General features: G+C 62.5%; 25 protein-coding genes and 1 pseudogene. 13 read left to right on the forward strand and 13 right to left on the reverse strand.

Annotated elements, in window-relative coordinates; genetic code table 11:
- Nucleotides 1-179: 179 nt before the first annotated feature.
- Entirely contained in the window at nucleotides 180-1,685 is a 1,506-nt protein-coding gene (locus QM996_RS03560; protein WP_500269325.1) for a protein adenylyltransferase SelO, read from the reverse strand.
- Nucleotides 1,686-1,916: 231 nt separating this feature from the next.
- Nucleotides 1,917-2,873 (reverse strand): homocysteine S-methyltransferase family protein, encoded by a 957-nt coding sequence (locus QM996_RS03565; RefSeq protein WP_500269326.1) that lies wholly within the window; start codon nucleotides 2,871-2,873, stop codon nucleotides 1,917-1,919.
- Between the two features lie 238 nt (nucleotides 2,874-3,111).
- Between QM996_RS03565 and QM996_RS03570 the strand changes: the two genes are divergently transcribed.
- On the forward strand, nucleotides 3,112-3,729 hold the full coding sequence (locus QM996_RS03570) for a TetR/AcrR family transcriptional regulator (RefSeq protein ID WP_500269327.1): 618 nt from the start codon (nucleotides 3,112-3,114) through the stop codon (nucleotides 3,727-3,729).
- Between the two features lie 54 nt (nucleotides 3,730-3,783).
- Here the strand turns inward: QM996_RS03570 and QM996_RS03575 are convergent, their stop codons facing one another.
- The 5 genes from QM996_RS03575 to gstA all read right to left on the reverse strand — a co-directional run bounded on the left by QM996_RS03575 (nucleotide 3,784) and on the right by gstA (nucleotide 7,920).
- Nucleotides 3,784-4,302 carry a DUF1697 domain-containing protein gene (locus QM996_RS03575; RefSeq protein WP_500269328.1) on the reverse strand — a complete coding sequence of 173 codons (519 nt, stop codon included), beginning with the start codon at nucleotides 4,300-4,302 and terminating at the stop codon, nucleotides 3,784-3,786.
- A 127-nt stretch (nucleotides 4,303-4,429) separates the two neighbouring features.
- Nucleotides 4,430-6,538 (reverse strand): S9 family peptidase, encoded by a 2,109-nt coding sequence (locus QM996_RS03580; protein ID WP_500269329.1) that lies wholly within the window; start codon nucleotides 6,536-6,538, stop codon nucleotides 4,430-4,432.
- Nucleotides 6,539-6,690: 152 nt separating this feature from the next.
- A complete protein-coding gene (locus QM996_RS03585) occupies nucleotides 6,691-6,903 on the reverse strand; it encodes a tautomerase family protein (RefSeq protein ID WP_500269330.1) in 213 nt (70 codons plus the stop codon).
- A 10-nt stretch (nucleotides 6,904-6,913) separates the two neighbouring features.
- Nucleotides 6,914-7,309 (reverse strand): nuclear transport factor 2 family protein, encoded by a 396-nt coding sequence (locus QM996_RS03590; protein ID WP_500269331.1) that lies wholly within the window; start codon nucleotides 7,307-7,309, stop codon nucleotides 6,914-6,916.
- Entirely contained in the window at nucleotides 7,306-7,920 is a 615-nt protein-coding gene (gstA, locus tag QM996_RS03595) for a glutathione S-transferase family protein (protein WP_500269332.1), read from the reverse strand. Before gstA ends, QM996_RS03590 begins: the two co-directional genes overlap by 4 nt.
- Nucleotides 7,921-8,057: 137 nt before the next feature.
- On the opposite strand from gstA, the gene QM996_RS03600 reads away from it, so the two are divergent.
- Nucleotides 8,058-8,465, forward strand: a complete 408-nt coding sequence (locus tag QM996_RS03600) for a winged helix-turn-helix transcriptional regulator (protein WP_500269333.1) — start codon at nucleotides 8,058-8,060, stop codon at nucleotides 8,463-8,465.
- A gap of 3 nt (nucleotides 8,466-8,468) precedes the next feature.
- On the opposite strand, the gene QM996_RS03605 is transcribed toward QM996_RS03600, so the two are convergent.
- Nucleotides 8,469-9,389: a LysR family transcriptional regulator gene (locus QM996_RS03605; protein ID WP_500269334.1), complete on the reverse strand. Its 921-nt coding sequence runs from the start codon at nucleotides 9,387-9,389 to the stop codon at nucleotides 8,469-8,471.
- 148 nt (nucleotides 9,390-9,537) lie between these two features.
- Here QM996_RS03605 and QM996_RS03610 point away from each other — a divergent pair, with 148 nt between their 5' ends.
- A complete protein-coding gene (locus QM996_RS03610; RefSeq protein ID WP_500269335.1) occupies nucleotides 9,538-9,810 on the forward strand; it encodes a DUF2798 domain-containing protein in 273 nt (90 codons plus the stop codon).
- A gap of 60 nt (nucleotides 9,811-9,870) precedes the next feature.
- Here QM996_RS03610 and QM996_RS03615 read toward each other — a convergent pair whose 3' ends face one another.
- The gene (locus tag QM996_RS03615; RefSeq protein ID WP_500270246.1) at nucleotides 9,871-10,701 is read right to left on the reverse strand and encodes a VOC family protein; all 831 of its coding nucleotides are present in this window, start codon (nucleotides 10,699-10,701) and stop codon (nucleotides 9,871-9,873) included.
- A gap of 339 nt (nucleotides 10,702-11,040) precedes the next feature.
- Here QM996_RS03615 and QM996_RS03620 point away from each other — a divergent pair, with 339 nt between their 5' ends.
- Nucleotides 11,041-11,463: a universal stress protein gene (locus QM996_RS03620; protein ID WP_500269336.1), complete on the forward strand. Its 423-nt coding sequence runs from the start codon at nucleotides 11,041-11,043 to the stop codon at nucleotides 11,461-11,463.
- Nucleotides 11,464-11,525: 62 nt separating this feature from the next.
- Nucleotides 11,526-11,870 (forward strand): TraR/DksA family transcriptional regulator, encoded by a 345-nt coding sequence (locus QM996_RS03625; RefSeq protein ID WP_429808060.1) that lies wholly within the window; start codon nucleotides 11,526-11,528, stop codon nucleotides 11,868-11,870.
- A 44-nt stretch (nucleotides 11,871-11,914) separates the two neighbouring features.
- Here QM996_RS03625 and QM996_RS03630 read toward each other — a convergent pair whose 3' ends face one another.
- Nucleotides 11,915-12,370, reverse strand: coding sequence for a GNAT family N-acetyltransferase (locus tag QM996_RS03630; protein ID WP_500269337.1), 456 nt, complete (start codon nucleotides 12,368-12,370; stop codon nucleotides 11,915-11,917).
- Between the two features lie 246 nt (nucleotides 12,371-12,616).
- On the opposite strand from QM996_RS03630, the gene trhA reads away from it, so the two are divergent.
- Nucleotides 12,617-13,273 carry a PAQR family membrane homeostasis protein gene (gene trhA / locus QM996_RS03635; RefSeq protein WP_500269338.1) on the forward strand — a complete coding sequence of 219 codons (657 nt, stop codon included), beginning with the start codon at nucleotides 12,617-12,619 and terminating at the stop codon, nucleotides 13,271-13,273.
- A 7-nt stretch (nucleotides 13,274-13,280) separates the two neighbouring features.
- On the opposite strand, the gene QM996_RS03640 is transcribed toward trhA, so the two are convergent.
- The 3 genes and pseudogenes from QM996_RS03640 to QM996_RS03650 form a co-directional block, all read right to left on the reverse strand.
- Entirely contained in the window at nucleotides 13,281-13,805 is a 525-nt protein-coding gene (locus QM996_RS03640) for a hypothetical protein (protein WP_500269339.1), read from the reverse strand.
- A gap of 110 nt (nucleotides 13,806-13,915) precedes the next feature.
- Nucleotides 13,916-14,323, reverse strand: coding sequence for a peptide-methionine (R)-S-oxide reductase MsrB (msrB, locus tag QM996_RS03645; protein ID WP_247957925.1), 408 nt, complete (start codon nucleotides 14,321-14,323; stop codon nucleotides 13,916-13,918).
- Between the two features lie 87 nt (nucleotides 14,324-14,410).
- Nucleotides 14,411-16,002: pseudogene (locus QM996_RS03650) on the reverse strand (EAL domain-containing protein).
- 459 nt (nucleotides 16,003-16,461) lie between these two features.
- Here QM996_RS03650 and QM996_RS03655 point away from each other — a divergent pair.
- The 7 genes from QM996_RS03655 to mnhG are packed head-to-tail and all read left to right on the forward strand — an operon-like array spanning nucleotide 16,462 to nucleotide 22,376.
- A complete protein-coding gene (locus tag QM996_RS03655) occupies nucleotides 16,462-18,822 on the forward strand; it encodes a monovalent cation/H+ antiporter subunit A (RefSeq protein WP_500269340.1) in 2,361 nt (786 codons plus the stop codon).
- Nucleotides 18,819-19,238 carry a Na(+)/H(+) antiporter subunit B gene (locus QM996_RS03660; RefSeq protein ID WP_500269341.1) on the forward strand — a complete coding sequence of 140 codons (420 nt, stop codon included), beginning with the start codon at nucleotides 18,819-18,821 and terminating at the stop codon, nucleotides 19,236-19,238. The genes QM996_RS03655 and QM996_RS03660 overlap by 4 nt, the downstream gene beginning before the upstream one ends.
- Complete coding sequence (locus QM996_RS03665; protein WP_500269342.1) at nucleotides 19,238-19,615, forward strand: Na+/H+ antiporter subunit C; 378 nt, start codon at nucleotides 19,238-19,240, stop codon at nucleotides 19,613-19,615. Before QM996_RS03660 ends, QM996_RS03665 begins: the two co-directional genes overlap by 1 nt.
- A gap of 7 nt (nucleotides 19,616-19,622) precedes the next feature.
- A complete protein-coding gene (locus QM996_RS03670) occupies nucleotides 19,623-21,185 on the forward strand; it encodes a monovalent cation/H+ antiporter subunit D (RefSeq protein ID WP_500269343.1) in 1,563 nt (520 codons plus the stop codon).
- Nucleotides 21,182-21,658 carry a Na+/H+ antiporter subunit E gene (locus QM996_RS03675; RefSeq protein ID WP_500269344.1) on the forward strand — a complete coding sequence of 159 codons (477 nt, stop codon included), beginning with the start codon at nucleotides 21,182-21,184 and terminating at the stop codon, nucleotides 21,656-21,658. Before QM996_RS03670 ends, QM996_RS03675 begins: the two co-directional genes overlap by 4 nt.
- A complete protein-coding gene (locus QM996_RS03680) occupies nucleotides 21,655-22,020 on the forward strand; it encodes a cation:proton antiporter (RefSeq protein ID WP_500269345.1) in 366 nt (121 codons plus the stop codon). The genes QM996_RS03675 and QM996_RS03680 overlap by 4 nt, the downstream gene beginning before the upstream one ends.
- A complete protein-coding gene (mnhG, locus tag QM996_RS03685; protein ID WP_500269346.1) occupies nucleotides 22,017-22,376 on the forward strand; it encodes a monovalent cation/H(+) antiporter subunit G in 360 nt (119 codons plus the stop codon). The genes QM996_RS03680 and mnhG overlap by 4 nt, the downstream gene beginning before the upstream one ends.
- Nucleotides 22,377-22,469: the final 93 nt, after the last annotated feature.

The raw sequence follows: 22,469 nt of genomic DNA on the forward strand, positions 1-22,469 counted from the left end.
CGATGGGGTTGCGCTCAAGCTGCCGCGATAAATGAACACAAGCCCGATGGGTATGGACCCATCTGTTGGCGAGCCGTGCCATCACGCCATGAAAAAACAAGAAGTTAGAACGTTTCGGTGAATCAGGACCAGAAGCAGCGGGCCGGATCGCTTCGAGCTGGCGCAGCTTCAGACGACTGTCACGTGCCGCAGAAGGTTCGCAGGACTTCTTCTTCGGGCTTCGGCGGCTCCTGGTAGGCAGCAAAGCGCGGCTGGTCCTCGTAGGGCTTTGCGGTGACCTCGACGAGCGCCTCGAACAGCGAAAAATCGCCGTCATTGGTTGCCGCTGCAATCGCCTGTTCGATGCGGTGATTGCGGGGGATATAGGCGGGATTCACGGCCCTCATCGCGCGCGAGCGCGCTTCGGGCGTCGCCGTTTCGCGGGAAAGCCGCTGGCGCCAGTCCTGAAGCCATGGCTGGATCGTCTCGGCCGAGGCGAAAATAGCGCTGAACGTCGCATCGCCTGCCGGATCGCGGGCACTGTCGCACAGCCGCCGGAAGGTCAGAGTGAAATCGGCCTCGCCCTTGTGCATGGCCGTCAGCAGTGCCTGCACGAGATCAAGGTCGCTTTCTTCGCTCGTGGCCAGCCCGATCTTGGCCCGCATGCCGTCCAACCAATGGCGCTGGAAGATTGCGCCGTATTCGCCGAGCGCATCATTGGCCAGTTCCACCGCCGTGTCCGCATTATCGTCGAAGAGTGGCACCAGCGTCTCGGCGAGACGCGCGAGGTTCCATTGGCCGATGCCGGGCTGGCTCGCATAGGCATAACGGCCGATCTGGTCGATCGAGGAGAACACCTTCTTGGGGTCGTAGACATCCATGAAGGCACAGGGGCCGAAATCGATCGTCTCGCCGGATATCGTCATGTTGTCGGTGTTCATCACGCCATGGATGAAGCCGACATGCAGCCAACGGGCAATCAGCTCCGCCTGGCGCGCCGCCACCGCCTTGAAGAAGGCGAGATAGGGCCGCGCATGATCCTTGATCTCGGGATAGTGCCGGTCGATCGCGTAGTCGGCGAGGATCTTCACGGATGCCATGTCGCCGCGTGCGGCGAAGAACTGGAAGGTGCCGACGCGCAGGTGGCTCGCTGCAACGCGCGTGACGATGGCGCCGGGCAGGATCTGCTCGCGATAGACGGGCTGACCGGTGACCACGGCCGCAAGCGCCCGTGTCGTTGGGATACCCAAGGCAAACATCGCCTCGCTGACGATATATTCGCGCAGCACCGGCCCGAGTGCCGCGCGCCCGTCGCCACGCCGTGAAAAGGGCGTTTGGCCCGGTCCCTTCAACTGGATGTCGCGCCGCGTTCCGTTGCGGTCGATCACCTCACCGAGCAGGATTGCCCGGCCGTCGCCAAGCTGCGGCACGAAGGTGCCGAACTGGTGCCCGGCATAGGCCATGGCAAGCGGCTCGGCGCCAACCGGCACGCGGTTTCCCGAGAAGATCTGGGCACCTTCGCGCTCGAGCACGGCGACGTCGAGCCCGAGTTCCTCGGCGAGCGGCTTGTTGAGCTTGATCAGCCAGGGCTCCGCGACGGGCGTCGGCTCGACGCGCGCAAAGAACTGTTGCGGCAGCCGCGCATAGCTATTGTCGAAGGCAAAGGCTTCGGCATTTCCGGTCGGTGAGGGGGGAGCATAGTTCATGATCAAGCGGTCAACGGCGTCTGTCGGGATTGCCCGGGGCCGTCCTTTCCGCCCAAGTCTACACGAGATCACGATGATTTTGCGCCGACTCGAGCAAAAATCATCGTGATCGATTCTTGGAAGTTAGAGCGGGATGCGGGCTGAAATTGCTCCGGCACTGTGGCTTTCGCGAGAGCGGCGGCGCCCTCCCGCGATCAGTCGCGAGAGGGCCGGGAGGGCGAGGCCCGCGCCTCAGGCGCTAAGCGCCGTCGGTGGAAGGCAGGCCTCGCAGATTGCCGCGATATGGCGATGATCGGTGCCGCAGCAGCCACCGAGGATGCGCAATCGTGGCAAATGTGCCGTCAGTGTTCTGTACCGCCGCCCAAGGTCGGCGGGATCACCGGCATCGAGCGTTTCGCTGTCGTCGAGTTCGGCATGGCTCATCATCGAGGCATTGGCTCGGATCCCGGCGATGCGCTGCGTCCAGGTGGCCCGGGCGTCGAGGACCGTTTCGAAATGGCTCGGATGGGCACAGTTGATCATGTAGTAATGCGGATAGCCGCCGGTCGCAGCGTCGACGGTCTCGACCGCAGCCTGAAGCGTGCGGCCGTCCGGCAGGCGACCATTTGTCTCCACCGTGAAGGAGATGGCCGAGGGCATGCCGTGGCTCTGAGCGGCCCGGGTGATGCCGATCGCTTCATCGATGCTGGTCAGCGTATAGGCGCTGACCATATCCGCCTCGCTGGCCGCAAAGGCCGAGATTTGCGGCGAATGATAGTCTTCGGCCTCGTCAGGGTTCATACGGCCCAGGCAGTAGCCGTCGCCACGCGGACCGATCGCTCCGCTGAGCACGATCGGTGCCTGCGGGCGCTCGTATTCGGCGCGCAGTTCCGAGAGGATGTAGATGGCGTTCTGGTTTGTGACGGCCAGCGCCTCGTCATCGTAGCCGAGCTTGACGCCCCAGTCGGAGCTTGCGCGCCAGGTGGGCGTGTCGAGCACGAAGCCGGTGCCATGTTGCTGGGCGATCGCGAGATAGCGTGCGTAGTAGTTGAGCAGCCGCCGCCGCCCATCGGCGGTCGAAAGCAACACGAAGGCTGCGAAATGCGGAAGCGGGACGCCTTCGTGGAAGATCAGCGTCGTCTCCATGCCGCCGTCGCTCAGGAACAGCCCACCCTTCAAGAGTGGCAGGCTCCGTCGGTATTTGGCCATGTCGGTCTCCACCGGTTCAGTCTTGCTGATAGGCTCGGGGACGCCTCCTTTCCCGCAGAACCAAGTAAATTACTGCCTTTTTATCGTCTTCTAAACTAGACGACTTAAGGTATACTATTGCTAATATATCCGCATATTGTAGCGAAATCAGTAACTTACTGCGTTGGTTCCGTCACGGCGTCGCCGGCTGGTGGCCCCTTCGTTGTCGGAAACCGCACCAATGGTAGGGCGCCGACTAATGCGAAAGGGTGAGGAAACGCGAGCGAGGATCCTCGACATCGCGGAGGCGGCGGTGTTGGCGAAGGGTTTTGGCGCGACCTCGATCGACGAACTGATCGCCGAGATCGGCATTACCAAGAGCGGTTTCTTCTACCATTTCCGTGACAAGAACGAGCTCGCACGGGCGCTGCTTGAACGCTACATCGAGAACGACGAGCGTATCTACGATGAGATCTTTGGCCGGGCCCATCAATTGGCCGACGACCCGCTGCAGGCGCTCCTGCTCGGACTGAAACTACTGTCCGAAACGCTGTCCGACCTGCCGAACGGCCACCCCGGTTGTCTGGTCGCGGTGATGTGTACCCAGGAACGCGCCTTCGATCGCGAGATCCAGGAGATCAACCGGCAGGCGGCGCTGATGTGGCGCCGGCGCTTCGGCGCGATGTTCGAGGAGATCATGCGCGCTTATCGGCCGCGCGAACCGCTGGACGTCGATCAACTGGCCGACATGGTTTCGACGGTGCTCGAAGGCGGCATCATTTTGTCCAAGGCGCTGAAGCAGCCGGAGAGCCTGCCGCAGCAGTTGCTCGTGCTCAGATCCTTTGTCCGGCTGTTATTCCAGCCGGCGACCGCCTGAGGCATTCCGACAACAGAAAAAGCGCCTCAAATCCGGCTTGCGAAAGCGGATACCTTATCTTTCCATTTCGAGTGCCAGAGCAGCGAGCTTGCGCACCGTGTTGAGGTTGCGGGCGGTGCCGGATTTCGCTGCCGGCAGCTTGAACTTCGAACGGCCGGCACCGTTTGGAAAATGGATGTAGATTTCGCTCCCAGCCAACTGCGCTTCCTCGCCATCCGGGGCGACAAGCTTGTCGAGTGCGTCCGCCGGCGCGGGCTCCGAGAGGAAGACGACGTGCAGCCGGTTGGGTTGAGCGTCCGGGAACGGCGCGCGATCGGCGATCGCCTGCAATTGTGCGCCGGTCCGGATCATCACGCCCGGTGCCTTCCCGAGTTTTTCCTGAAGGGCGCCGTCGAGCATCGCTGCTGCTGTCGCTGCCGGCAGATCCGAGCGGAACAGCACGTTGCCGCTCTGGATGTAGGTCTTGACGTCGGCAAAGCCGAGCCCCTCGCAGATCGCCTTGAGGTCGGCCATCGCCAGCGATGTCGTGCCGCCGACATTGACGGCACGGAGCAGGGCGACATGAACGGGCATGGCGGGACCTCCTGGATCACGATGATTTTGGGCCGGATCGACCCAAATCCTAAACGTGATCGATTGTCATGGGGTAGAGCGGGATGCGGGCGGAAAACCGCGAACACTTTTCTTCATCCCGCTCTGGTTACATCTTGCCGGCGACCTTGATGGCGAAGGCATATTCGAAGGCGATCTCTTCGAGCCGCTGGAAGCGTCCCGAGGCACCGCCGTGGCCTGCATCCATATTGGTCTTCAGCAGAATGGGCTCGCTTCCGGTGGTCTTTTCGCGCAGCCGCGCAACCCATTTCGCCGGCTCCCAATAGGTGACGCGCGGATCGGTCAGGCCACCGAGCGCGAGGATCGCCGGATAGGACTTTGCGCCGACATTGTCGTAGGGCGAATAGCCGGCGATGATGTCGTAGAATTCACGGCTTTCGATCGGATTGCCCCATTCCGGCCACTCCGGCGGGGTGAGCGGCAGGGTGTCGTCGAGCATGGTGTTGAGCACGTCGACGAAGGGCACGGCGGCGATGATGCCGGCGAACTTCTCCGGAGCCATGTTGGCGATCGCGCCCATCAGCATGCCGCCGGCCGAGCCGCCTTCGGCGACGATCTTCGCGTAGGACGTGAACTTCTGTTGATTCAGATAGTCAGCGGCGGCGATGAAATCCTTGAAGGTGTTGGTCTTCTTGGCCATCTTGCCGTCTTCGTACCAGGCAAAGCCGCGATCCTTGCCGCCGCGGATATGGGCGATGGCATAGACGAAGCCGCGGTCGGCAAGCGACAGGCAATTGGTGTTGAAGCCGGCCGGAATGGTGATGCCGTAGGCGCCGTAGCCATAGAGCAGGCACGGCGCCGAGCCATCGAGCGGCGTGTCCTTGCGGTAGAGCAACGTAACCGGTACCTCGATGCCATCCCAGGACGGGGCGAAGACGCGTCGGGTGACATAGTCGTCCGGGTTGTGGCCGGAAGGCACCTCCTGGGTCTTGAGCAGCGTGCGCTCGCGCGTCGCCATGTCGTAGTCGAAGAGCTGTGACGGCGTCGTCATCGACGAATAGGAGAAGCGGATGACATTGGTGTCGTATTCGGCGGCACCGGAAAGGCCGAGCGAATAGGCCTCTTCCGCGAAGGCGATCGCATGCTCTTCGCCGGTCTGCCGGTCGCGGATGACGATCTCCGGCAGGCCCTCGCGCCGCTGCAGCCAGACGAGATGGCGGGCATAGGCCATGTGGCTGAGGATGAGCGTCCCCGGCTTGTGCGGCACGACCTCGCGCCAGTTTTCCTTGCCCGGCGCATGGACCGGTGCCTCGACGATCTTGAAGTCCTTGGCGCCGTCGGCATTGGTCAGGATGTAGAAGACGTCACCACCTTCGGTCATGGAGTATTCGAGCCCGGTGACGCGTCCGGCAACGAGCTTCGGTTTTGCCGTCAGGTCACTGGTCGAGAGCAGCCGGTATTCGCTGGTCTCGTGATCATGGATGTCGATATAGATGAAATCGTCGAGCAGCGAACCGCCGACCGACATGAAGAAGCCGGGATCGTCCTCTTCGTAGACCAGCCGGTCATCCGCCTGGCTGGTGCCGAGCACGTGATGGAAGATCTTCGACGGGCGATGGTTGTCGTCGAGCACGGTGTAGAAGAAGCTCTTGCCATCGGGCGCCCATGCGCCGCCGCCGCCGGTATTCTCGATCACGTCGGCCAGGTCTTGGCCGGAGGCGAGATCGCGGACCCGGAGGGTGAAGTATTCCGAGCCCTTGTCGTCGTAACCCCAGATGCCGAGGCTGTGATCGCTCGAATGGTCGAGGCCGGCGAGGCGGAAATAGGCCTTGCCTTCTGCCTCCTTGTCGCCGTCGAGCAGCAGTTGCCGGATCGCCTCATCCTTGTGGTCGCCGTCGCGGGGAATGCGGAAGTAGCGCGGCTGCTCGCCGCCGGTGACATAGGCGTGGCCATAGGCATACGGACCGTCCTTGACCGGTATCGAACTGTCGTCTTCCTTGATCCGGCCGCGCATCTCGGCAAACAGCGTCTTTTGCAGCGGCTTCGTGTCGTCCATGGCCGCGTTCATGTAGGCGTTTTCGGCTTCCAGATGCTTGCGGATTTCCGGGTCGAGGATCGAGGGATCCCGGAACATCGCCTGCCAATTGTCCGCGCGCAGCCAGGCGTAGTCATCCGTGCGGGTAATGCCATGGCGCGTATCGCTCACCGACTTTTTCGCGGCGACGGGAGCTTTGGGGAGGTTGCTGAATACGGACAAGATGCGTCTCCGGGATCGATGCGGCGGGAGACAATGAGATAGAGAGCCCGACGATAGCGATCAAGCGCAAAGGCAGCAGCGGCCGACTGTTCGCCGTTTCCTTTTCCTGGGGATTGCCTTCTCCCCATGTCGTGGGGAGAAGGCATTTCCTGTTACGTCTGAGCCTTGATCTTTCGTCGATATTCCTCGACCGGCAATCCCCCGATGCCCCAGTCTTCGAGCGCCACTTCGTCGATGACGACGAAGGTGGTGGCCGGGTTCTTGTCGAGAACGGCGGCAAGCAGGTCGGTGACGCCCTTGATCAGGGCCGCTTTCTGTTCGGCCGTGGCACCTTCCCGGGTGATCTTTATGTTCACATACGGCATGTGGCCTCCCTTATTGCACGGGTTTGATGTCGTAGTGGAAGACCTTGGCGATGATCTGCCACCGGCCGTCTACGTAGACGAGAGACAGCAGGTCGGTAAAAGCCTTGTCGCCGATGGCGCATTGCACTTTCGCGAGCGCCGTCACCGGCCCTGCGAATTCGATCGAAAGGATACGGTCGGCACGCTCCTCGCCACGGCTGGCCGGCGAAGGGCGTCCGTCGACGATCGGAAAGTACCTGTCCATGTCAAGCTCGAGCAGGGTGCCGTCCGTTGCCGTGGCGTAGAGCGCCTTCGGATGGAAGACGCGTCGGAGAATGCTCGTGTCGCTCCGGTAGAGTCCGTCGAAGTAGCGTTGTAGCACCTCGACGACGGCGGCGAATTGGGGATCGGTCGACGGGCCGCTCATGCCGCGATCAGCCCCTCGCTCTGCATGGCGGCACGCACTGCCGGCCGTTCGCCGATCCGCTCCACATAGGCTTCAAGATGCGGCCAGGGGGCGAGGGAGATGCCGGTGGCGCCGCTCCAGTTGACGACGGTGAAGAGATAGGCATCGGCGACCGAAAAGTCCGCGCCGAGCAGATAGCGGCGTCCGTCGGCAAGCAGGCTTTCGACATTGCCGAAGCGTTTGGCCACCTGCGCCTTTGCTGCCTCCTTTGCCTCAGGGCTTGCCGCACCGTTGAACAGTGGCGAGAAGGCCTTGTGCAGTTCGGACGAGATGAAATTTAGCTGTTCCTGCAGGCGGGTGCGCTCCAGCGTGCCGTTAGCCGGCGCAAGCTTTGCCTCGGGAAAACGGTCGGCGATGTATTGCACCACGGCCGCACCTTCGGTGACGACATCGCCGCTCTCCAGCACCAGGGCCGGTACATAGCCCTTGGGGTTGATTGCCTTGAAATCGGCTCCGGCTTCGGTGAGGTGCGTCTTCGTATCGACCCTGACGATCTCGAAGTCGGCGCCGGCTTCGCGCAGGCTGATATGAGGGGAAAGCGAGCAGGCGCCGGGGGCGTAATAGAGCTTCATGAGCAAGTTCCTTCCTGAAATGACTGCCCCTTGTCGGGGACGGCGGAACCTAAGCGGAAGCGATAACCTTTGTATATCAGATAACCTTATGTTACCTCCTTTTCCAGTTTCCCCTCGGTAACTGGAAAATTTTGTCGATGAGCTTGAAAATTCGGAAAAATCGGGCCCCGGCCTTGCCGCCCAGTTGCCCGGTGGGCGAGTGCATGGTGCTGCTCGGCGGCGCCTGGACGCCGAACATCCTCTGGTCCCTGAGTGCAGGCCCGCGCCGTTTCAGCGAGCTCAGGATCGACGTTCCTGGCATTTCGGCAAAGGTGTTGAGCACACGGTTGAAGGAGCTCGAGGAGAAGGGGGCGATCGACCGGCGGATTGTCCCGACCTCGCCGCCCTCGGTGGAATACAGCCTCAGCGATCTCGGCCAAGAGTTCATTCCGGCGATCCACGCCATCGTCGAGGTTGGCTACCGGCTGAAGCAGCGGCGTGCGGCCGAACAGTTGCCTGCCGAAGCCGCGGCGCCGAGTGCCGCACCCGCTGCTGCCGGCGGGTGAAACCTACCAACGTCCTTTCAGCGATTGCGCGGCGTGCTCGATGAACGCCCGGACCTTCGGGGTTTCCGCCTGGCGGTCGGCAAAGCAGGCATAGAAGTCGAAGGGTTCGTGGTCGGTGTTGGCCACCCCCTCGCGTGGAAGGCCGCCGAACAGCGGCACCACCAGGCCACGCTCGATCAGCGGCGCGGCGATGAAGGCGCCGAGGCGGGTGATCCCGGCGCCGGCGATCGCCATTTCCGCCAGCGTATCGATGTCGTTGCTGACGATCGTCGCCTTCAGTTCCGGCTCGAAGCGCAGGCCGTCGCGGGTGAACGCCCAGCGAAAGATGCGCCCATGCCCGGCATAGCGATAGACGAGGCAATCGTGGTGGATGAGGTCTTCCGGCCGTTGCGGACGGCCACGTCGCTCCAGATAGGACGGCGCCGCGCAGATCATCATCGGCACTGACGCAAGCTTGCGCGCGATCAGGCCCTGTTCCAGTTGCAGGCCGAAGCGCACGCTGATGTCGATGCCTTCGCCGATATGGTCGATCTCGCGGTCGGTGACGACGAGTTCGATCGAGACATCTGGATACCTTGCAGCGAAGGACGGCACCAATGGCGCCACCACATGACGGCCGAAGGCAACGGAGGAGGCGATCTTGAGCGAGCCACGCGGCTCGGCGTTGAGCGCGGAGACGGCCGCTGCGGCGAGCTCCAGTTCATGAACGACGCCGCGTACCCGCTCGTAATAGATCCGGCCGCTCTCGGTGAGGCCGAGTTGGCGTGTGGTGCGGCTCAGAAGCCGGCTGCCGAGCGTTCGTTCCAGGCGCGCGATGTTCTGGCTTGCCGAGGCCGGGGTGATCCCGAGCTTACGCGCGGCCGCGGCGATGCTGCCTTCCTCGACGCTTCTGACGAAACTCTCCACTCCGCGCAGTGTGTCCATAAGCCTATCCATCGAATGTTTGCATCTATTCGATAGTTTTGCCTATTTCTGAAGGAGCCTGCAATGGCCTACTTCACTAGGCCGCTATCCGTATAGTGCGCTCCGAAGCGAGGGGATGGTCCTCTCGGTCATCTCAGGAGACCTTCTGATGGAAGATACCCTATCGGCTCCGCGGATCGCGTGTCGCCGCAAGCTGCCGCCCCGAGCGGCGCCCGTCGCCTTTGCCTTCTTCATGTCGGCGATCATGGCGTTTCTGATGTGCTGCGTCATCGTTGGCGCAAATACGGGGATTGATGCCGGCTATCCGGCCCGCGTGCTCAGTTCCTACGGGCTGGCGATGCCCGTCGCCTTCGTCTGCGTGCTGCTCGTGCGACCGTTGGTTGCCAGGCTCGTCGGCGTCGTCTGCCGTCTGCCCGGCTGAGCAAAGCACCGTCCCGGAAAGCCGGGACGGGCAGTCCTGTCTGCGGCCCGGGAGAGAGGGTCAGGCGACCAGCCTGAGGCCGATGCCCCAGGGGTCGATGAGGCTGTAACCATCGCCGGCACGGCTGACGGGAATTTCCAGCGCATCGAGTTTGGCCAGCGCCGCCGCGAGTTCCGCCGGGTCCTTGTACTGGATCGTGTAGTCCGAAAGCCCGGTCATGTGGCCTTCGCGCTTCGGCGCGCCACGCGAATTCCAGATATTGGCGGCGACGTGGTGGTGATACTTGCCCGAGCCGAAGAAGCTGGCGCCCGGATAGCGGGCCATCAGCCCGAGACCCAATACGTCGCGGAAAAAGGCATCGGCCTGAGGAATATCGGAGACCTGCAGATGGATATGGCCGATGGCGGTTCCATCGGCCATGCCGTCCCAGTCGTCCTTGGGCGCTTCGTCATAGAGCGCCTGGAGATTGAGCGGCAGCGTGTCCATGCCCACGGTGCCGTCGGGCTTGAAGCTCCACTCGGAGCGTGGCCGGTCACGATAGACCTCGATGCCATTGCCTTCGGGGTCGGCGAGATAGATGGCTTCGCTGACCAGATGATCGGAGGCACCTTGCAGCCGGATGTTGTTGTGCGCGGCGTTGGCCAGCCAGCGCCCGAGTTCTTCCCGGTTCGGTACGAGAAAGGCGTTGTGGAAGAGACCCGGTGCATTGCGGGGTGCCCTGGCGGCGTTGCCTTCGGTCGTCAGGCTGAGGAGCTGGCGGCCGGCGACGCCGAGTGTCTCGCCGCTTTTGCTGGTTTCGATCGGCTTCAAACCGATGATTTTCTGGTACCAGGCCGAAACGACGGGCAGATCCTGGACGACCAGATGTGCGTGGTCGACATGCGCCGGCATGGCAAGGGCGTGGTCCTTCGGTATATCCGTCAAGTCTGCCTCCTTGGGCGTCGAAACTGCAGCCGGTCTGCCGGCCCCAGTTTCGTTGAAACTGATGTTGTGAATATGGGTCGGCGCGTCCGTTCACGGAAGCCCGTCACTCGCTTGATGTTGTGTTCGATGAGCGTTGACAGTGGTTGCCGTCGCCCTACCTCCACTTGAGTAGGGTCACGCGAGCGCGGCGCTTTCGATTTGATTTCAATCAAAGCCGGGAAAGCGGTCGAGGCGCAATCTCCAGACGAGGGATTCGCCCGCCACATCTGGCGCGGCGATCCGTGAGGGCAACAGAAGGAGTGCAGCATGTACAAGAAGATCATCGTCCCGATTGCCATGGACCAGCTCGAGCACGGTGAATCTGTGCTGGGCATCGCCGAGAAGCTGATCGACGAAGGGGGCGAGATTGTCCTGCTCAATGTCGTTGAGGATCTGAATGCCTATGCGCAGGGCTACATGATCGTCGATTTCCCGCTGGAGATGGTAGAGGAATCCCGCAAGCAGGCAAAGAAGACACTCGAGGCCATGAAGACCAAGCACGGGATCAACGGGCGTGTCGAAATTCGGACCGGCGGCGCTGCCGGTACCATCAACGCCTTCGCGAGCGAAGAGAATGCCGATCTGGTGATCATCGCCTCCCACCGGCCGGGGCTGATTGATTACTTCATCGGCTCGACCGCGAGCCGCGTGGTCAGCCATTGCCCCTGCGCCGTACTCGTCGACCGGTAATCTGCCAACAATAAGAGCGGCTGCGGCGCGATCTTGCGCCGCCATCGCCGAGGAGTCTTCAGATGGACAAGTTTGCGCTTGACGATTTTCGCAGCCGCCTCGCTCACCGCAAGGAAGAGCTGCAGGGGCGACTGGTCAAGATCGAGCACGATCTCGATGAGCCGATGAACGCCGATGTGCCGGACCGCGTGACCGAGCGGGAAGGCGATGAGGTTCTGGAAGGCCTCGGTCTTGCCGGTCAGGAAGAGATCCGCGCCATCGACGCGGCACTCGACCGGATCGCCGCCGGCACCTTCGGCACCTGCGTCCGCTGCGGGCTGCCCATATCGTCAGCGCGCCTGCAGGCCGTTCCCCATGCGCCGCTCTGTCAGGAATGTGCGGCGGAAGTTACCCGCGGCGCAAGATGATCCATCGGGCGATCGCCGCGCCAGCGGCGGCGATCTTCCGATCGTCATCTTAGTTCCAGCTTCAGTCTGGGCAGAAAGCGTCCCGGGATGACGGTCGATGCGATGACGCCGTCATCGACTGCGCCCATGCGGCGATAGAAATCGGCAGCGCCAGGGTCGGCGTCGATTGTCATCACCTTGGCGCCGCGGTTGATCGCCGCCCCGACACACCAGTCGAAGAGGCTCCGGCCAATGCCAGCGGCGCGGGCGTCCGGCTCGATGAAGAGCTTGTCGAGTTCGGCGATCTGGCTATGCGAGCGAACCTGTGCCAGACCCAGGATCCGTTCACCATCGACGGCGATCTGCAGATCGGAATCCTTCCAGTCTTCGGCTGTCAGCGTCAACGCCGGACGACACGCCTCCAGGAAGGCGGCGTCGTATCCCCAGACCGCTTTCGACCGCAGGCAAAGGTCGCTGAGCGCGGCCGCCAGTTGCGGCTGCGGGGTGCGTAAGATTGACATGGTTCTCCTCCCGATCGGCACGTCATCCTATGCGCCCCATGTGGTCGTGACCGGGCCCGCAAACAAGGTCCGATGCAGTTCGCAAACGTGTCATGCGATTGTTGTAATGCGTTGCAAAAGTTGATGCTTTCGGCACGCCACCCAATCTTTGCGGCAGCTCGGGGCTGTGGCAGGATGACGATGGCGGCGCGACAGCTACGGGGCGCGCGACGGAAAGAAGGACAGAGACGCGGGGAGAGGGATTGCGTGGAATTTGCTGGCGTCAAATGGAATTATGATCGCTCGGAACTGATTGCCGACGGCATCGTGCACGGCATCGGCCTTGCCGCCGCGCTGGTCGGTGTCACAGCGCTGATCTTCTATGCGACGCTCTGGAGCACCAGCGGCCAGCTTGCCGCCGCCGCCGTCTACGGGGCGGGGTTGCTTGCGACGCTGTCGATCTCGTTTCTCTACAATCTCTATCCGATTTCGCGCACCAAATGGTTCCTGCGCCGCTTCGACCATTCCTCGATCTTCATCTTGATCGCGGCGACCTATACGCCGTTCCTGCAGCGCGGCCTGGACGACCCGTTCCTGTTCGTGATGCTCATCGGTATTTGGGCGATCGCCGCCCTCGGCGTTGCGATCAAGTGTCTGTTTCCCGGCCGGTTCGACCGGCTGGCGATCCTGCTTTATCTCGCCATGGGCTGGAGCGGTGTGCTCGCCGCCGGGCCGTTGTTGTCGACGCTGACGGCAACGACGCTGGTGCTGATCCTGATCGGCGGCATCATCTATTCCGCCGGTGTCATCTTCCATGTATGGGAAAAGCTGCGCTTCCAGAACGCCATCTGGCACGGCTTCGTCGTGACCGGTGCAGCCGTGCATTATTCGGCTGTGCTGACCTGCTTTAGCGCCGCATCCTGAACCGTGGTCAGTTTGGCGCTTCGCCCGCAGCGGCAGCGACAGGCGGATGCTGACAGCCTTCCGATGGCCTCAGCGCTTCCGCCATGCGTGAGATCACGCCGTCGAAACTGGTGAGTCGGCTCTTGCGGTACTGCAGGCGGAAATAGGCGGCACTACCGTCGCAGAGCGCGATGGCACGCGTATAAAACACCTCTTCGCCACGGACCCCCGAAAAGCTTGCCCAGGCGGTCGTCACGCGCGAATAGGCGATCCGCCAGTCGCTCTCGCGCTCGTAGCCGATGCGGTCGTTGACGTCGGTTTCGAAGTCGCCATCCAGCAATGTGCTGCCAAAGACCGAAAGGGTCGCGCCATTGTCGTTGGCATGGAAGCTGGCGCCGTCGCCATTGTCGCCCTGGCTCTGCAGCTCGAAGCCAGGCGGTATGTCGAGCACGTAGCCGAAACGCGCATTGGCATAGGGTACCCAGTCGTCGGCCGCCGTCGCTGCCACGGCCGACGAGAGCAGGAGAGTGAGTGCTGTCAGTATGCGCAGCATGCGGACCTCCTCTCGCTTGCTCGACAGATAGTCTAGATAGCGCGGCCTCGGCGCAGGGCCTGTTCCTAATGGAACACCAGACCCCATGCCACTCCTTCCGCGCGTCGGTGTCAATCCTCGGTAAACGTCATCGCATGGCCGTTGAGGCAATAGCGAAGTCCCGTCGGCGGCGGGCCATCCGGAAACACGTGCCCGAGATGGGCGTCACAGTCGGCACAGCGGATCTCCGTGCGCACCATGAAGTGCGAACGGTCCTCGATTTCCCGGATCGCCTGGTCGTCGATCGCTGCAAAATAACTCGGCCAGCCGCAGCCGGAATCGAACTTGGTGTCCGAGCGGAAGAGGGCCCGGCCGCAACAGACGCATTCATAGGTGCCGGTCCGCTTGTTGTTCAGGAAAGGGCCGGTGAACGGACGCTCGGTACCCTGCTGCCGGGTGATGCGGTATTGTTCCGGCGAGAGCATGGCCCGCCATTCCGCATCGGTTTTCACCACCTTGGGCGTCTTTACAGTCGTCATGGAAGATCTCCTGTCGTTGCGGCGACTATATAGGGATGTTGCCGGAAGCGCGCAATTGACGTGTCTCAGCCTCGAGGTCGACGCAGGTCAGGCGATCTCGCGGCGGATCACCGTCGGGCCGGTCCCGCGACGGCGTTTGCTGTTGTTGTAGAAGGCGATGAATTCCGCTGCCGGCAACGCCTTGGAGAACAGCCAGCCCTGGCCATATTGCACGCCGCGCTCGATGAGATAATCGGCCTGCTCCTGCCGCTCGATGCCCTCGGCGACGATGTAGAGGTCGAGCGACTTGGCGATGTCGATGATATGCGGCGTGATCGAACTGGTGGCGGAATCCGTCCCGATCGTGTCGATGAAGGACTTGTCGATCTTCAGTGCATCGAGCGGAAGCTCCTGCAGATATTGCAGGCTCGAGTAGCCGGTGCCGAAGTCGTCGATCGCCACCGAGTGGCCGCGCCGGCGTGCTTCCTCGATTGTCGCGCGAGCTGATTTCACGTCCATGAAGCCGCGCTCGGTCGCTTCCAGCCAGATCTGCTGGGTCACTATGCCGGTGTTTTCCAGTGCTGCCTGTATCACCGGCAGGATGCGCCCGATTTGATGTCATCGGCGGCGAGGTTGACGGCAATGTGCAGCGAGCGATCCGCAAGGAGTATCGTTCTCAGCTCGGCGATCATGGCATGGATGACCTGGTCGGTGATTTCTTCGATCAGGCCATTCTCCTCCGCCAACGGTATGAAGAGATCGGGGCGGACCATTTGCCCATCGGGCCGCCGCCAGCGCACGAGCGCTTCCGCGCCGACGCAGATGCCGGTCTTTAGTTCGATCAGCGGCTGATAGTGGACGATGAACTCGCGCCGCTGGACGGCGATCGCGAGCTCTCCGAGTGGCGAAAGGCGGCGCCGCGACAGCCAGACGACGAGACCGACCATGAGTGCTGCAATCAGGGCGCCGACCGGCAGGAGCAGCAGCCGCTCCCGGTCCATGTCGTTGAGAATGGAGATACCGGGGGCGCTCGCAACGGCAATCCAGTTTGCGCCCCGTGAGGTTGCGAACAGGTCGTCGCCGTTGCTGCCGGTTTTGGGAAGATCAGCGAGCCGCGCGGTAAGCGACGCATCCGGATTGTTCAGAGTGCCGATCAAAACACCGTTTTTCGTGGCCACCGCAAGCCGGGTGCCGGGCTCCGCAATCACGTCGACGAATCGAGCCGGATTGGTCAGCACGGTGTAGGAGCGATATCGGAACGCCGTCATGGGGGCGCCGGTGCTGATCGTCGGATACATCCGCGGGATGACTTCGACGCCGTTGCTGGCGAAAAAATCGGCGGACGGAGAGCGGGTGAGACGGCGCGGCGGGTAGCCCCACGACGTGCACCTCAGCAGCCCGTTCTCGAAGTAGCCGATATCTTCGATGGAGGTCGTGTTGACGACGAGCGAGCGCAGCGCTGCGATGTGCGTCGACATGCACGGCGGCATGTCGAACCGGTCGGCGACCTTCAGCGCCCGGGAGGCCTCCCCGAGCGCCGCATCGGCGCGCATGATGGCGTAGTCGGCAAGGCGCGAAAGCCGCGTCTGCTCGCTGCGCACCGCGATCGACCAGGAAAGATAATAGGCCGCCAGCATCGGCAGGATTGCGCCGAGTGCAGCCAGGATACTGGCGATGACGACTATGCGAGATCGTTCCAAGCAGGCCTCGCCCGTGATCGTTGTGTTCTTCAGTTCATGCTGCTTGCGGCAGAAAGACGCTCGATGAGCGGAGCCTGGCGGTTCGCAGATATCATCGAAGGCAGACGTTGCGAGCAGCGTTGGTTTCCGCCGATCCGGCGATCCAGGCTTCGTATTATTTTGAATTGAAGAAGCCTTTACGTACAACTACCACGTCTTATTGTCCCGATTCCAGGACGTTCGATCCTGCTGCGACGACAACTGAATATTATGCTAACAGCATTTTAATTGTAGTCGGTGGCCGCCGCATGAAACGAACGAATCTGATAGTGCTTGGACTGCTGCATCCGATCTCCGAAGCGACTTCACGGCACATAACGTCGATTTTATCTGGAGAAGGCTTGAGGCGCCATAACCCTTCTTTTATGTCGGGTCTTCGATTGATTGTATGGTGAAAATATAAAGGAGCAGGCCAGGACGATGGATGTTGCGGCCCTGACATTTCTGGCCCTCGCACTCCCTTTCGTGGGGGCTTTGGTCGCGCCGCTGCTCACGCGCCTGCTTGGGCACAAGGCGGCCTGGGTTCTGGCACTCTTCCCCGCGGCCATAGTCCTGCATTTCATCCGATTCTGGCCGGAAGTGGCCAATGGCGAGGTGGTCACCGGTGGCTATGCCTGGATCCCGTCGTTCAATGTCAGCTTTTCCTGGCTGATCGACGGTCTGTCGCTGACCTTCGCCCTGTTGATCGCCGGCATCGGCATGCTGATCGTGCTCTATTCCGGCGGTTACCTGAAAGGCCATCCGCAGCAGGGGCGGTTCTTCTCGTTCATCTTGATGTTCATGGGGTCGATGCTCGGCCTCGTCGTGTCCGACAGCTTTCTGATGCTCTTCGTCTTCTGGGAACTGACCTCGATCACGTCGTTCCTGCTGATCGGCTTCGACCATTCGCGCGAAGCGGCCCGGCGTGCGGCGCTTCAGGCACTGGTCGTGACCGGAGGAGGCGGGCTGTTCCTGCTCGCAGGACTTCTGATCATCTGGAACGTCAGCGGCGTCACCCAGCTTTCGCTGCTCATGGCCTTTGGCACGGAGATGCGCGAAAGCCCGTTCTATCTGGCGGCGCTCCTTCTCGTCCTCGGCGGCGCCTTTACGAAGTCGGCGCAGTTCCCCTTCCATTTCTGGCTGCCGAACGCGATGGAGGCACCGACACCCGTCTCGGCCTATCTGCATTCGGCGACCATGGTGAAGGCTGGCGTCTACCTGTTGATGCGGCTCAATCCCGTTTTCGGCGGCACGCCTGAATGGCAGATCCTGCTGCCGCTCTTTGGCAGTGCTACGCTCGTCATCGGTGCAGCCCTGGCCTGCCGTCAGACCGACTTGAAGCTGATGCTCGCCTACACGACGATGGCCTCGCTTGGGCTGCTCGTCATGCTGACCGGTCTCGGCGCCCCGCATGCGATCGAGGCGGCGTCGCTCTATCTCGTCGCACACTCCCTGTTCAAGGGTGCGCTTTTCATGGTTGCCGGCATCATCGACCACGAGACCGGCACGCGCGACGTGACCAGGCTCGGGGGCTTGCGCTCGGCCATGCCGCTCACCTTCGTCATTGCGCTTGCCGCGGCATTCTCGATGGGCGGGCTGTTCCCCTTCTTTGGCTTCATCGCCAAGGAGGAAATCTACTACGCGCTCTCCGGCTTCGACCGTCGTTCCATGGTCTTTGCTGCGCTCGCGATCTTCGGCAATGCGCTGATGTTCGCGGCGGCCTTCGCCGTAGCCCTGAAGCCGTTCATCGGCGCGAAGGTCGAGACGCCGAAGGCAGCGCACGAGGCGCCGGTGCTGCTCTGGCTCGGACCGGCGCTGCTCGCCGCCAAGGGGCTTTCGACCGCCTTGCTCTCGGGGCTGACCCACGAGCTCGTATCGACGCCGATGGCATCGGCGATATCAGGTGAACCGCGTGCGGTCACGATATCGGTCGTTCCGCACGTCGGGGTGCCGTTGGCCATGTCGATCGCGACCGCGTTGATCGGGATCGTCTTCTACTTGAAGCTCGATCGCCTGCGCGGCTTCATCGCCACGATCCTTGCCGATATCGGCTGGGGGCCGGACCGTGGTTTCGACCAGTTCATTCGCGGGCTCGTTCGTATTTCCGGGGTCCTGACGCGCCGGCTGCAATCCGGCCGGCTCGACGTTTACATGACGGTGACCTTCATCCTGGTTGCCTTCGTGCTGCTGCTCGTTCCGCTCAGCTATGGCGAACTGCCGCGCGCGCCGTTCTTCGCACCCGACGTGCCGCTGCACGAGCTTGCGATCATGGCAATCGCGGTCATCGGTCTCGTTGCCGTCGTGCTCGCGCCCGATCGGCTGACGGCGATCGTCTCGCTCGGCATCCAGGGTTTTGCCGTGGCCGTCATCTTCCTGCTCTATGGCGCGCCGGACCTTGCCTTCACGCAGTTCATGATCGAGACGCTGTCGGTCGTCGTTCTGGCGCTGGTGATGACAAGGCTCAGGCTCTCGCCGTCCGACCATCGGCCGCTCGCACAGAAGGTCCCGGATTTCGCCATCGCGCTCGCCTGCGGCGTCGGCTTCAGCCTGATGTTGCTGAAGGCGACGGGTGTTCCCTTCGACGCCACGCTGACCGATTTCTTCAATCTCTATTCGAAGTCGATCGCGCACGGCGCCAATGTGGTGAACGTCATCATCGTCGATTTCCGCGGCACGGACACGCTGGGTGAGATCGCCGTGCTGATGGTCACCGGCCTTGCCATCCTGTCGCTGGTCCGCTTGAGGGCCGGTTCGCTTCGGCGTATCGCCGACAACGATCCGGATGCGGAGGAGCGCGCATGAAGTCGGTGATCTTCCGGGCCGTCGCCCCGTTTCTTGCCAGCCTGATGGTGCTGTTTTCGATCTTCGTGCTGCTGCGCGGCCATAACGAACCCGGTGGCGGTTTCATCGGCGGGTTGATCGCAGTTTCGGCGCTGGCGATCTACGGCATCGCCTGCGGCGTCGAGACCGTGCGCCGCGCAATCTATTTCCATCCGATGGCAATCGCCGGCGCGGGGCTTTTCGCATCGGCGGCCGCCGGCCTGATCTCGATTGCCGCACGCGTCCCGTTCATGACCGGTCTCTGGATCTATCCCTCGGTTCTCGGCGTGGAGATCCCGCTGTCGACCGTGATGCTGTTCGATTGCGGCGTCTATCTCGTCGTCGTTGGCGCGATCAGCTCGGTTGCGCTTTCGCTGGAAGAGCGGGGAGGCGAGTAATGGAAGCCTGGTTCGCGTTGCTCGTCGGTATCTTCTTCACGGTGGCGGTCTATCTGCTGCTGTCGAAGTACATCATCCGCGTCTTGCTTGGCGTCGCCATCCTCGGCAACGCAGTCAACCTGCTGATCTTCACCGGCGGGCGGCTGACGCGCGGCGTGCCGCCGGTCATTCCCGGCCACCGGGATACGCTCACGGGACCGGCCGCAAACGCTCTGCCGCAGGCGCTGATCCTGACGGCAATCGTCATCTCCTTCTCCTTCTTCGCTTTCCTGCTGGTTCTGGCGTGGCGCGCCTACGAGGAGCTGCAAACCGACAATACCGACGAGATGCGCGTCGCCGAGCCGAAGGACGAGCCGGCTCCGCCGCTTGGATACTGACCGACCCATGGCCGCTTCGACTTTTCCCCCCGCAGATTTCTCCGCCGCGCTCGTTCTCGAGCCGGTCGCCTCTGCCGAATGGCTGGTGATCCTGCCGGTCGCCTGGTGCCTGGCGATTGGTGCACTGCTGGTGATGCTGCGCCGAAAGATCGACTGGCATCCTTACATTGCGGTCCTTGGCCTTGCCGGCCTCGTTGTCATCGACGTTCTCCTGCTGCGGCATGTACTCGCAAGCGGTCCGCTGACGATGGTCATGGGGCGCTGGCTGCCGCCCTTCGGCATCGCGTTCACCGTCGATCTCACCGGCGCGCTCTTTGCTCTGGCGGCCTCGGTGGTGGCGCTTGCCGGCGGGATCTATTCGCTGGCCGATATCAATGACAGCGGCAGGCGCTACGGCTTCTATCCGTTCCTGATGCTCCTGATGGCGGGTGTCTCCGGCGCCTTCCTGACGGGCGACATCTTCAACCTCTACGTCTGGTTCGAGGTGCTGCTGATCTCCTCCTTCGGCCTGATCGTGCTCGGGTCAGAGCGGGAGCAGATCGACGGCGCAGTGAAGTACGGCTTCCTCAATCTGATCGCGACCACGCTCTTCCTGATCACCACAGGCTATCTCTATGCGAGCTTCGGCACGCTCAACATGGCCGATATCGCCCGCAAGGCGGAAGGTCTTGCCGGCACCGCGCCGCTGATGACGCTGACGGCGCTGTTCGTGCTCGCCTTCGGCATGAAGGCGGCGGCCTTTCCGGTCAATTTCTGGCTGCCGGCCTCCTACCACACGCCGCGCGTCGTGGTGTCGGCGCTCTTCGCCGGCCTGCTGACCAAGGTCGGGATCTACGCCCTGATCCGCGTCACCGTGATGCTGCTGCCACTCCAGCGCGAGGAACTGAGTTTCGTCGTCGCGCTTGCCGGCGCGCTGACCATGCTCGTCGGCGCCTTCGGGGCGCTGGCCCAATCGGATTTCCGCCGCATGCTCGGCTATCTCGTGGTCGCCGGCATCGGCTCTATCCTTGCGGGTATTGCCGTCGGCGGACCGGGCGGTATCGGCGGTGCGATCTTCTATGCGCTGCACTCGATGTTGGTGATGACCGCGCTTTATTTCGCATCCGGCGTCGCGGCCAGGCTCGGCGGCAGCTTCTCGCTTTCGTCGCTTGCAGGCCTTTATCGTCGCCATGCTGGTTTCGCGGCACTGACACTGATGCTCGCCTTCGCCGTTTCCGGTCTGCCGCCGTTCTCCGGCTTCTGGCCGAAGGTGATGCTGGTCAAGGCGGCGCTCGATATCGGCGCCTGGTGGCTGGCGGGGGCCCTGCTTCTCACCGGTTTCCTGACGACCGTTGTCACCGGGAGGTTCTTCCTGTTGGCCTATTGGCGCGATGCAGGCGCCGGGGAGGGAGCGACGGCGTCCGCGACGATCTCGCTCGCGGCACTCCTGCCGCTCACCGCATTGACCGTCCTCGCCCTGGCGATCGGCCTCTATCCGGAGCCGCTGCTTGCGACCATTCAAAGTGCGGCGGCCGGGCTCGCCGAACCCTCGGCCTACCTGAACTCGGTTTTCCCGGGAGGTGCCCCGTGACCAAGTTCCTCACCATCAACCTGGTGTTCACGGCGATCTGGGGCGCGATCAGCGCCAGCTTCTCGCTGGCCAATCTGATCCTCGGCTTCGTCGTCGGGGCCCTGTCCCTGTGGCTGATCCGGCGCGAGCTCCAGCCCGTCACCTATCCGGTGCGGCCGTTCAAACTGTTCCTGCTGACGGCTCTGTTCTTCAAGGAGCTGGCAATCTCGGCAACCAAGGTCGCCCTCATGGTGATCCAGCCGAAGATGGTGCTGAAGCCCGGCATCTTTGCCTTTCCGCTGACGGTCAAGAGCGATTTCGAGATCGCGCTGCTCGCCAATCTCATCACGCTGACGCCGGGAACCCTTTCGGTGGACGTCTCCGACGACCGCCGGACGCTCTACGTCCATGCGCTCGATTGCGCCGATCCCGGCGGCTTGCGGCGCGACATCGCCAACGGCTTCGAACGGCGGATAAAGGAGGCTTTCGAATGAGCCTGCCAGACCAGATCGAAGCCTTCGCCACGGGCTTCGCGCTTATCGCGCTGTCTATCGCTCTTCTGGTTACCGTCTGGCGCATCATCCGCGGCCCGACCCTGCCGGACCGCGTGCTCGGCCTCGACATGCTGGTGGCGATCGCCATCGGCCTGATTGCCGTCGTCGCGATCCGCACCGGTTTTAACCTTTACATCGACATTGCCATCGCCCTGGGCCTGGTCGGCTTCCTGGCGACGGTCGCCTTTGCTCGCTTCGTCCTGGCCCGTGGGCTTTCGCCGGAAAGCGCGCCGGAAGCAACGCGCGTCTCCACACTGAGATCCAGTGCGGTCCGTCGCAAGCACAAGGGAGGGCGCCGATGAATCCTGTCCTGGACATGGCCATCGCCGTGTTGGTTGCCGCCCTGTTGATCGTCGGCGCGATCTTTTCACTGCTTGCGGCAATTGGCATCTTGCGTTTTCCTGATCTTTACACCCGTATGCACGCGGCGTCGAAGGCCGGCACCATAGGTTCCGGCCTGTTGCTGCTGGCTGCAGGCGTTCATTCTCTGGATGCGGCAATACTGATTCGGGCGCTTGCAGGCTTCTTCTTCTTCGTGCTGACTGCACCAATTTCGGCTCATCTCTTGGCAAAAGCCGCACATCAGGCCGGTTACAAACTTACGAAACTGTCAGTCGTAGATCAGCTTCCGCAAAAGGAAGAGCCGCGTCGTCGCTGATCGATGACATTTCTGAATCTGTATTTCAGAACTTTGCGATGCAGTGTGGCCATTTTAGCAATTTGGAGATAAAGTTGCTAAGTGTCGGAAAAT

The organism is Sinorhizobium chiapasense (assembly GCF_045277575.1).
GTDB lineage: Bacteria > Pseudomonadota > Alphaproteobacteria > Rhizobiales > Rhizobiaceae > Ensifer > Ensifer chiapasense_A.

Bases quoted from the DNA above. Each gene is read 5' to 3' on its own strand.
- QM996_RS03560 (WP_500269325.1), bottom strand. From the start codon at position 1,685: ATGAACTATGCTCCCCCCTCACCGACCGGAAATGCCGAAGCCTTTGCC.
- QM996_RS03565 (WP_500269326.1), bottom strand. From the start codon at position 2,873: ATGGCCAAATACCGACGGAGCCTGCCACTCTTGAAGGGTGGGCTGTTC.
- QM996_RS03570 (WP_500269327.1), top strand. From the start codon at position 3,112: ATGCGAAAGGGTGAGGAAACGCGAGCGAGGATCCTCGACATCGCGGAG.
- QM996_RS03575 (WP_500269328.1), bottom strand. From the start codon at position 4,302: ATGCCCGTTCATGTCGCCCTGCTCCGTGCCGTCAATGTCGGCGGCACG.
- QM996_RS03585 (WP_500269330.1), bottom strand. From the start codon at position 6,903: ATGCCGTATGTGAACATAAAGATCACCCGGGAAGGTGCCACGGCCGAA.
- QM996_RS03590 (WP_500269331.1), bottom strand. From the start codon at position 7,309: ATGAGCGGCCCGTCGACCGATCCCCAATTCGCCGCCGTCGTCGAGGTG.
- gstA (WP_500269332.1), bottom strand. From the start codon at position 7,920: ATGAAGCTCTATTACGCCCCCGGCGCCTGCTCGCTTTCCCCTCATATC.
- QM996_RS03600 (WP_500269333.1), top strand. From the start codon at position 8,058: ATGAGCTTGAAAATTCGGAAAAATCGGGCCCCGGCCTTGCCGCCCAGT.
- QM996_RS03605 (WP_500269334.1), bottom strand. From the start codon at position 9,389: ATGGACACACTGCGCGGAGTGGAGAGTTTCGTCAGAAGCGTCGAGGAA.
- QM996_RS03610 (WP_500269335.1), top strand. From the start codon at position 9,538: ATGGAAGATACCCTATCGGCTCCGCGGATCGCGTGTCGCCGCAAGCTG.
- QM996_RS03615 (WP_500270246.1), bottom strand. From the start codon at position 10,701: ATGCCGGCGCATGTCGACCACGCACATCTGGTCGTCCAGGATCTGCCC.
- QM996_RS03620 (WP_500269336.1), top strand. From the start codon at position 11,041: ATGTACAAGAAGATCATCGTCCCGATTGCCATGGACCAGCTCGAGCAC.
- QM996_RS03625 (WP_429808060.1), top strand. From the start codon at position 11,526: ATGGACAAGTTTGCGCTTGACGATTTTCGCAGCCGCCTCGCTCACCGC.
- QM996_RS03630 (WP_500269337.1), bottom strand. From the start codon at position 12,370: ATGTCAATCTTACGCACCCCGCAGCCGCAACTGGCGGCCGCGCTCAGC.
- QM996_RS03640 (WP_500269339.1), bottom strand. From the start codon at position 13,805: ATGCTGCGCATACTGACAGCACTCACTCTCCTGCTCTCGTCGGCCGTG.
- msrB (WP_247957925.1), bottom strand. From the start codon at position 14,323: ATGACGACTGTAAAGACGCCCAAGGTGGTGAAAACCGATGCGGAATGG.
- QM996_RS03655 (WP_500269340.1), top strand. From the start codon at position 16,462: ATGGATGTTGCGGCCCTGACATTTCTGGCCCTCGCACTCCCTTTCGTG.
- QM996_RS03660 (WP_500269341.1), top strand. From the start codon at position 18,819: ATGAAGTCGGTGATCTTCCGGGCCGTCGCCCCGTTTCTTGCCAGCCTG.
- QM996_RS03665 (WP_500269342.1), top strand. From the start codon at position 19,238: ATGGAAGCCTGGTTCGCGTTGCTCGTCGGTATCTTCTTCACGGTGGCG.
- QM996_RS03670 (WP_500269343.1), top strand. From the start codon at position 19,623: ATGGCCGCTTCGACTTTTCCCCCCGCAGATTTCTCCGCCGCGCTCGTT.
- QM996_RS03680 (WP_500269345.1), top strand. From the start codon at position 21,655: ATGAGCCTGCCAGACCAGATCGAAGCCTTCGCCACGGGCTTCGCGCTT.
- mnhG (WP_500269346.1), top strand. From the start codon at position 22,017: ATGAATCCTGTCCTGGACATGGCCATCGCCGTGTTGGTTGCCGCCCTG.